At 57.0% G+C, this 8,646-nt stretch carries 8 protein-coding genes and 1 pseudogene; all 9 read left to right on the plus strand.

Annotation, left to right across the window (positions count from 1 at the left end):
• Window positions 1-528 precede the first annotated feature (528 nt).
• The 9 genes and pseudogenes from DWB67_RS17225 (at window position 529) to DWB67_RS17265 (ending at window position 8,486) form a co-directional block, all read left to right on the plus strand.
• Window positions 529-2,736: a sensor histidine kinase gene (locus DWB67_RS17225; protein ID WP_119808782.1), complete on the plus strand. Its 2,208-nt coding sequence runs from the start codon at window positions 529-531 to the stop codon at window positions 2,734-2,736.
• Window positions 2,733-3,824, plus strand: a complete 1,092-nt coding sequence (locus DWB67_RS17230) for a hypothetical protein (protein WP_119808783.1) — start codon at window positions 2,733-2,735, stop codon at window positions 3,822-3,824. Before DWB67_RS17225 ends, DWB67_RS17230 begins: the two co-directional genes overlap by 4 nt.
• A gap of 151 nt (window positions 3,825-3,975) precedes the next feature.
• Window positions 3,976-5,241 (plus strand): DNA (cytosine-5-)-methyltransferase, encoded by a 1,266-nt coding sequence (gene dcm, locus DWB67_RS17235; RefSeq protein WP_119808784.1) that lies wholly within the window; start codon window positions 3,976-3,978, stop codon window positions 5,239-5,241.
• A complete protein-coding gene (locus tag DWB67_RS17240) occupies window positions 5,241-5,714 on the plus strand; it encodes a very short patch repair endonuclease (protein WP_119808785.1) in 474 nt (157 codons plus the stop codon). Before dcm ends, DWB67_RS17240 begins: the two co-directional genes overlap by 1 nt.
• Window positions 5,689-6,912 carry a type II restriction endonuclease gene (locus DWB67_RS17245; protein ID WP_255418747.1) on the plus strand — a complete coding sequence of 408 codons (1,224 nt, stop codon included), beginning with the start codon at window positions 5,689-5,691 and terminating at the stop codon, window positions 6,910-6,912. The genes DWB67_RS17240 and DWB67_RS17245 overlap by 26 nt, the downstream gene beginning before the upstream one ends.
• A gap of 62 nt (window positions 6,913-6,974) precedes the next feature.
• On the plus strand, window positions 6,975-7,241 hold the full coding sequence (locus tag DWB67_RS17250; RefSeq protein WP_119808790.1) for an antitoxin: 267 nt from the start codon (window positions 6,975-6,977) through the stop codon (window positions 7,239-7,241).
• Between the two features lie 104 nt (window positions 7,242-7,345).
• Window positions 7,346-7,549: pseudogene (locus tag DWB67_RS17255) on the plus strand (hypothetical protein); the annotation flags it as partial.
• A gap of 86 nt (window positions 7,550-7,635) precedes the next feature.
• Window positions 7,636-8,277, plus strand: coding sequence for a ParA family partition ATPase (gene parA, locus DWB67_RS17260; RefSeq protein ID WP_119808787.1), 642 nt, complete (start codon window positions 7,636-7,638; stop codon window positions 8,275-8,277).
• Window positions 8,277-8,486 (plus strand): hypothetical protein, encoded by a 210-nt coding sequence (locus DWB67_RS17265; RefSeq protein WP_119808788.1) that lies wholly within the window; start codon window positions 8,277-8,279, stop codon window positions 8,484-8,486. Before parA ends, DWB67_RS17265 begins: the two co-directional genes overlap by 1 nt.
• Window positions 8,487-8,646: the final 160 nt, after the last annotated feature.

The following is an 8,646-nucleotide window of genomic DNA, read 5'->3' on the forward strand; positions in this document are numbered from 1 at the left end:
CCGCAACGATGCGTTCAGCCTCTGGGCCGATTACACCGCTGAGATGACCGCGTGATCCACGCCCTTCACAGAGAAGCACAATCTGCTGTCAACAACTTGGCAATACCCACTGAAGAGCTTTTGAAGTCGCTGCGGCTACGGAAGCCACCCGGCATCGAAACCGTAAACGTCCGCCTGTTCGTAATAGGGCAAATGGGCGCTCGTTTTGGTAGCTATGGCCACAAGGTAGAGGATTCTAGGCTAGCCGCCGCGACGTGGCCGCAATTTGTAAGATTACGGCATGAAATAGGACCAGTATCAAGCGTTTTCAACAGCTTGCATAGTGCTATTGTTGCGGAAAGTTTAGGGGAGGTTTCGGTGCGACCCATGCCCTTTGATCTCGAAACCTGTGGTACGGTGGTTCAATTTGAAAACCTTTGGAATGAAAGATGCGTGTGAATAGCCTAAATATTATAAACTCTACTGATGGGCCAAGGGCAGAGTTTCGACTGCTACAAGTCGCCCACGCGGTTGGAGCGCGGTTAGCCAATGCCTGACACCGAAGAAAGCAAACTGCGCTTCAAACCAAAGGCACGAATTATTCGGACTATTGGTGACCAATTGATCAGCGGCCCCGAGGCTGCGGTGATCGAACTGGTGAAGAATGCTTATGATGCCGACGCAAACTTCGTAGAGATAAGGTTCAGTCCGCCACTTCAGCCGGGTGAGGGCCGAATATCCATCGCCGATGACGGTCACGGGATGTCGCTAGATGATATTCGCTTGAAGTGGATGGAACCTGCAACAGCATCGAAAGTGAAGAACCGCCGCTCGCCAACCAAAGATCGAAAAATGATGGGTTCTAAGGGGATCGGCCGGTTTGCTGCGGCAAAGCTTGGCGCGAAGATGGCTCTGACATCCACATTCCAGACCAAGGAGGGCAATGCCGCAGTCTTAATCCCGGAGCTGGACTGGAGTATTTTCAGCGACGACGTGTACCTGTCAGACATCGCAATCGACTATCTTGTTCAGGCTGTTGACGAACCCACGGGCACAACCATCGAAATCATCGAACTTCATGAAGAATGGACCAAGGAGAGGCTGACGAAGCTATACAACGAACTTAGGCGGTTGCTTTCACCGTTCTCAGCGTCACACGAAAAAAGTGAAGACTTTTGTGTCTACCTCGACCTATCCGATTACGACAACAGCTCCGCAGGTTTCGACCCAGAGGATATTTTTGCGCAAGCCGATCCTGACCTGCCCGACAGCCCTTACCGTGGCCACGGCCGCCGTGTTCATCCTTTTCCCCTGTTATCGACCTGCGATTATGAACTCAGCGGGACGCTTGCGGCTGACGGCTCGTTTGAGGGTTCATTTACAATTCACCGCGCGGGACGGGGTGCCGAAACAATCACGATCCCGGGCGCTGGTATAAAGCGAAGCGAAAGTGCGGGAAACGTGGGAGTTCAACTCTATCTGTTTGATCGAGAAGCAGATGCGCTGAAGAGTAACATGAAGGCCGCAGGCATGGGCGACTTGAGTGCTACGGAGGCGCGCCGGTTGCTCGATAGTATCTCCGGGGTCGCAATATATCGAGAAGGTTTCCGGGTCAGACCCTACGGTGATCCAGAGAATGATTGGCTGGCACTTGACTCCCGGCGCGTCCAGGACCCGTCCCTGCGGGTTGGACACAACCAGATAGCCGGATACCTCAAAATCGGGAGCGAACAGGACTCGAACCTTTTTGAGAGGAGCAGCCGGGAGGGCTTCGAAGACAACGCAGCATTCCAGAACCTTGCAAGGTTGACAAAGCGGTTGCTTGCAGAGGTTGTTGAGCCGAAACGTTTTGATTTTCGAGAGAAGGCTGGAATTTCTAGGTCTCGTTCATCGTCATTCGCTGAGCTGAAGGAGCTTTCTGAGCTGAAGCGTGTCAGGAAGCTGATCTCATTGCTGGAGCCTAAACAGCGCGAACAGGCGGAGCGTATCATTGACAAGGAATCGCAACGATTGTCGCTGCGTGTTGATGCGATGCGAGAGCGGCAAAGGGTTCTTGAGGCACAATCTTCGCTCGGAGCCATCCTCGCTGAGGTGCTGCACGAGGGGTCGCCCGAGGCAACGTTTATCCGGAAGAGTGCTGATCGCATGAACGTCATGCTGAAGACGTTTCTAACGGGCGATGACAGCGGAAAGAGCAAAGCAAGAGAGTTCTTTTCCCAGCGAATACCGCAAATGAAAGCATCAGGCGACAAGCTGGCTGAACTGTTCCGGGTCTTGCGGCCGCTGGCCGGTGGAAAACGTCGACAGCCGACACTGTTCTACCCCATCAAGACAATCAAGGATGCTCTGGCAATATTTGAGAGCCACCAAGTTGAGGTAAAGATCGAAACAACCGCTAAAGGCATGGAGTTCCTCGGTAATTCGGAAGACCTATCTACTGCAATGGTGAATATCATGGGCAATGCCGTACATTGGCTGGAGGCGACAGGTATTGAAGAGCCGTGTATTCAAATCACCCTCTCCCGTTCTGATGATGGGGGACATGTGTTCATCGAGGACAATGGACCAGGGGTCCGTGAAGAGTTCAGGGAACGCATCTTCGAAGTTGGCTTCACTCTGAAGGATGGTGGTACGGGCCTTGGCTTGAACATTGCACGCGAAGCGTTGGCAAGATCAGGTGGAAAGCTTAAGTTTCATCCAGAACACATGGATGGAGCATTGTTTGAAATTGAATTTCCGGTAGGGCCAGAGCATTGAATAAGAAGACTATTCTCGTCGTTGAAGACGAGGGGCGCATGATCACTTTGATGCAGGAAGCGCTTGAAGAGTGGAATAATGCCAACGAGGGCAACGGGCGCTGTTTTAAGGCGGTTCCGGCGAATACTATCGCTGACGCTCTTGAGGCGATCTATGACTACAGGATCGACTGCGCGATTGTCGACCTGCGCTTGCCTACGGGTGACGTAGGAAAGCAGAATTCTCCAGAAATAGGCAACACGCTCGTATCCAAACTGATAATAACGAAGGGTATGCCGGTTGCGATTGTCTCCGGACACCCGGCAGAAGTTGACCCCAAATTTGCCGATATGCCTGTGAGCACATTTGACAAAGCAGATGACGGGTACGAACAGGCGCTCAACTGGTTGGGCGGGCAGTGGTCACTTATGGAGACTCTCAGAGGCGTGCGTGAGGTTCTGGAGCAGTCTGCCGGTGATGTCTTTGCTCGAAGAATTTGGCCGAATTGGTCGCGGATGGAAGACGCCATCGGACATGACAACAAGAAGCTGGCTACAGCGATTGCGCGGCAGTATGCCAGCCACACCGCCGAACTGCTCGGCCTCGAAGCGGCAGGCGATTGGCACCCTTATGAGAACTTTGTCATGCCATCTTACATCGCTGACAGAGCTCATACTGGCGACATTTTTTTCATTGACGACACCAATTGGATCGTTCTGACGCCCCAGTGCGATATGGCTACTGGCAAGGTTCTCAACGTATTGCTGGCAGAATGTGCGCTTGGTGCCGACAAATGGACCGCGAATGTAGAAGCTTTGCGAGCAGCAACAAGCAATAACCAGCGAAAAGAGCCTACGAAGTTTCTGCGTAACTTCGTTAATCAAAACCTGCCTGCATCGGTTCACTTCCTGCCCCCTATTCCAGGGAGTGAGGAGCCAATCCTCGTGCAGTTCGGCAAAATTCGAACAATCCCCTTGGATGAGTTGAACGGGCAACTTACGGCAAGGGTTGCCTCTGTTTCGCCACCCTTCTTGAGCAATCTGGTCCAACGGTTTGGCGCATTCATAAGTCGAACCGGGCAGCCAAACATCGGTGTCGAGCATCTATAGGTGGAAAATTAGCAGACAGGTCTTATGCATCATCCTACCTTAACCCCATATTAGAACACAGGATGAACAAATACCAGAAACAGGGCTCCCAAAACCTCTGGGACAGTTTATGACATGTTGTCATAAACCGACACAGATCAGGGGCAGGCACATGAACGCGCATCCACGGACAGAATTTGCAGAACTGATGGATCGCGCCGGTCTCGACATCTACACGGCGGCAGAGCTTCTGGATGTGAACGCCCGTACAGTCCGGCGACATATCAACGGCGAAGGCAAGCGGATCGACCGGCTCCGTCTGGAGAAGCTGCGCCAGACAGCGGATGCGCGCTGCACGGGCGAGCGCTTGGAAGGATTCCGCTTCATCGACCTTTTTGCGGGGATCGGAGGGTTACGCCTGCCCTTCGAGGCCATCGGGGGTCGGTGCGTCTTTACAGCGGAGTGGGACCGGTTCAGCCGCGAGACCTACAACGCCAATTTCCCGGAACCCGCCAACAGCGACCACGTTTTTGCCGAGGACGTGCGCCCCTATGCGAACGCACCCGAGAAAATCCCTGCCCATGACGTGCTTCTGGCCGGGTTTCCCTGTCAGCCGCTCTCTATCGCGGGCGTCAGCAAGAAGAACGCGTTTGGCCGTCCGCATGGTTTTCTCTGCGATACGCAGGGAACGCTCTTCTACGATCTGGCCAAGATCATCGACCATCACCGCCCCCCTGCCTTCCTACTGGAGAACGTGAAGAACCTTGAGCGCCATGACGGCGGCAAGACCTTCGCCACGATTATCCATGTGCTGGAGAAGGAGCTGGGCTATCGCGTCTTTCACAGGGTCATAAGCTCGTCTCCGTGGGTGCCGCAGAAGCGCGAGCGTATCTTCATCGTCGGCTTCAAGGATCACAGCGTCGGGTTCGACTTCGATCAGCTTGCCGTGCCGGAAGGCGACGGACCGAAGCTGGGGTCGATCCTCGATAGGGATGTCGATCCGAAATACACGCTCACGGAACACATGTGGAATTACCTTCAGGGCTACAAGGAGAAGCACCGCAGCGCCGGGAACGGGTTCGGGTTCTCGCTCTTCGGTCCGAAGGACGTGGCCCGCACCCTGTCCGCCCGCTACTACAAGGACGGCTCCGAAATCCTGATCGAACAGAAGGGCGACCGCCCGCGCCGTCTGACGCCCCGCGAGTGCGCGCGCCTTATGGAGTTCCAAAAGCCCGGACGGGCAGACTGGAAGATCCCCGTGTCCGACACGCAGGGCTATCGCCAGTTCGGCAACGCCGTTGTCGTGCCGGTCGTGAACGCGGTCGCGCAGCTCATGCAGCCGCGCATCATCGAGGCGATGGAGCTGGACGGGCGGCAGGTGCCTGCCACCGTGCAGGTCCAGCTTCCCCTGCCTGAACCCGGTATCGCTGCGGAGTAATGCCTGCGGATACCGTCACGCCCGCAACCCGAAGCCGGATGATGGCGGGCATCAAGGGCAAGAACACCAGACCCGAGCTGGCGATTAGGTCCGCGTTGCACCGGCGCGGATTCCGGTTTCGGTTGCACCGAAAGGACCTGCCAGGCAAACCCGATCTTGTGTTCGCAAGCCGGGGCGCGGTGATCTTCGTTCATGGCTGCTTTTGGCACGGGCACGACTGCCATCTGTTTCGCTGGCCGAAGAGCCGCGAGGAGTTCTGGCGCGACAAGATCGGCAGGAACATCGAGCGCGACCGGCGGCAGTATCAGGCCCTGACCGAGGCGGGCTGGCGCATCGGAACGGTCCGGGAGTGCGCCCTGAAGGGCAAGACCCACCTGCCCTTCGACAGCGTTGTCGATCAATGCGCCATATGGTTGAAATCCGATACAAAAACGCTGGAGGTGAGCGGTGATACAACGCGGGCAACTGTCTGACTATTTCAAGGGCGTCGGGGTCAAGCGCCTGTCCGCCGTGGATGCCGAGCCTAAACGGTCCAACCAGCACGAAGTGAATACGACGCCCCAAATGCGGGAGGAATTTCTGGGGGACACACAGCACCAGAAGTTTCCCGCAATCTACATCTGGCTTGGCGGCGATCAGGAGGGTTTCACAGAGGAGAGCTGGGCCACGCACTACGACACCCGCCTCAATAATCCGGATCGCTCGCCTGAATGGCGGCTCTACTACCCCTCCAACCCCGTCACGGAGGCCATGAAGGCCGGGGACACCCTGTTCCTCGCCAAGGACCAGGGCGGCGTTCTGTGGTTTATCGTTGCCCCCGAGGGGTCCACCAGTGAGCAGCAGCTGTTCTGGCTGTTCGGTCTGCGCCCCGAAGGCAAATCCTTCGTGTCGCGCGAGTTCTCCGACGAGGAACCGGAGCTGGACTTCGCCGCGCGCTTCATCCTGGACGAGATCGGCGTCGAGTTCGAGGAACCCGAAGCCGACAAGCTGGACAGCATCATCGAGAGGTTCGGCACCACGTTCCCGAAGACGGCCGAGTTCTCCCATCTGGCCCGTCTCACGCTGCCCGAGGTCCGCGCCGAGGACGACCCGGACGCGGCGCTCATTGCCTGGCTGGATCACGAAGAGGCCCTGTTCCGGCGGCTGGAGCGCAAGGTCGTATCGTCGCGGATCGAGGCCGGGTTCGTGGACGACAGCGGCACGGACGTTGAGGGCTTCATCAGCTTTTCCCTGAGCGTCCAGAACCGGCGCAAGTCCCGCATGGGGCATTCGCTGGAAAACCACCTTGCGGCGGTCCTGCGGGCGCATGACATCCGGCATGTCCGGGGCGCGGTCACCGAACACAACCACAAGCCCGACTTCCTCTTTCCCGATCTGGAGACCTACCAGGCCGCACCGGCCGGTGGAGACCCGCGCCTGACGATGCTGGGGGCCAAGTCCACCTGCAAGGACCGCTGGCGGCAGGTTCTGGCGGAGGCCGAGAAGATCAGCCGTAAGCACCTTCTCACGCTTGAGCCGGGTATTTCCGGACCGCAGACGGACCAGATGGAGGCGTCCAGCCTTCAGCTCGTCGTCCCCTACCCTGTTCATGGCAGCTACACCGATGCGCAGCGCGGCTGGCTCTGGTCGGTTGGTGACTTCATTGCCGAGGTTCGGGCACGGCAGGGCTAACACACCTAATCCGAACAACAACAAATGTTGTTTTGTGGGCTGACATGCCCTATCTTCGGATCATGCCCAGACTTTCGATCGACATCACCCCTGAAGAACACCAGAAGCTGAAGGCCATCGCCGCGCTGAAAGGAGAAAGCATAAAGGACTATGTGCTGAAGCGCACCCTTGGCGATGCCCCTGCCCTTGATGACATGAGCGAGGACGAGGCGGTTACCGCCCTGTCCGATTTTCTCCGGCCCCGGATCGAACAGGCGCAGCGCGGCGAGTTTTCCACGAAGTCGATGGCCGACATCCGGCGCGAAGCGCACGATCAGGCCGAGCGATAGCCGCCCACATTCAGTCCCATGACCTCACGCTTGCCGCCGAAGAGGATTTGCGCGGCATCTGGCGCTACACCTAAGAGACCTAGGGCTTTGAGCAGGCCGAGACGTATTTCGATCGGATCGAGGCGTGCTGCGAGGCCGTTGGACGCAAACAGGCGCAGTCAAGGACGCTCGCCGGATTGCCGGACGGTATCCGCATCCATCGTTGCGAGCACCACTACATCGTCTGGCTGGACGAAGATCGGCCGATCATCATCGCCATTCTGCACGAGCGAATGGATTTCATGCGGCGGCTGAAGGACCGGCTGTAGCCTTTCTGTCGAAAGGATTGATTGTGCCACCACGAAATGAGTATATACTCATTTGAGTAAAAACTCATTTACATAAGGTGACTGACGTGTCGATTATCTCCATACTGAATCCCAAGGGTGGCAGCGGAAAGACGACCATCACCACGAACCTTGCCCGTTCGCTGCATGAACGCGGCCACAAGGTTCTGATAGTCGATTCCGATCCGCAGGGCAGCGCCCGCGACTGGCACGCGGCCAATGAAGAGAACCCCCTGCCCCTCGTCGCCCTGGACCGCGCAAACAACGTCAAAAGCCTGCCGGATGTCGCCGCCGCCTATGATTTTGTCATGGTGGATGGCGCGGCGAAACTGGAGGACATGATCGCCGCGAGCATCAAAATCACCGATTTCGTGTTCATTCCGGTCACACCCAGTCCCTACGACCTGTGGGCGGCGTCGGACTTGGTCGAGTTCATCAAGGCCCGTCAGGAAGTGACGGACGGCAAACCTGCGGCCCGGTTCATCATCAGCCGCGCAATCGCGGGGACACGTCTTGGCGACGAGATCGTCACGGCACTCGCGGAACAGGGTCTTGGCGTATTCGGCACTCACATCACGCAGCGGCAGGTGTATCCCCAGACGGCAAGCGAGGGGGGAACGGTGTTCGACAGCAAGAACGCCGACGCCTTGGCGGAGGTGAACGCCCTGACAGACGAGATTCTCACCTTCATCGACGCGGAGGGTGCATGATGGCTCTTTCGAGCAAACGCCCGAGCCAGCGCGACGAGATCAAGTCGAAGCTCCTGAACGATGTGACCGAAACCAACGAGAAGAAGCGCCGTCTGAACGCGGAGATCGAGGACTCGCTCTACCGCCGCATCAAGGGGCGCGCGGCGGAAGAAGGCCGGACCATATCCAGCATCACCCGTGATCTATGGATTGAGTATTTGAGTAAATGAGTTTTTGAGTATTTACTCTACCACCCGTTGCGGCCGCGTTTTTTATACCAGCTCTACGAGGTATTGCCAAGTTGTTGACTGGGTTTGGTAGAGGTATGTCTGCCTGATGAACATTCCAATCGATTTGCCGCCCCTGAAGGGCTTTCGCTACCCACGTGAA

The organism is Paracoccus sp. JM45 (assembly GCF_003590715.1).
Taxonomy (GTDB): Bacteria; Pseudomonadota; Alphaproteobacteria; order Rhodobacterales; family Rhodobacteraceae; genus Paracoccus.

Coding starts and splice junctions, on each gene's coding strand:
- dcm (WP_119808784.1), top strand. CDS start 3,976: ATGAACGCGCATCCACGGACAGAATTTGCAGAACTGATGGATCGCGCC.
- DWB67_RS17240 (WP_119808785.1), top strand. CDS start 5,241: ATGCCTGCGGATACCGTCACGCCCGCAACCCGAAGCCGGATGATGGCG.
- DWB67_RS17225 (WP_119808782.1), top strand. CDS start 529: ATGCCTGACACCGAAGAAAGCAAACTGCGCTTCAAACCAAAGGCACGA.
- DWB67_RS17250 (WP_119808790.1), top strand. CDS start 6,975: ATGCCCAGACTTTCGATCGACATCACCCCTGAAGAACACCAGAAGCTG.
- DWB67_RS17265 (WP_119808788.1), top strand. CDS start 8,277: ATGGCTCTTTCGAGCAAACGCCCGAGCCAGCGCGACGAGATCAAGTCG.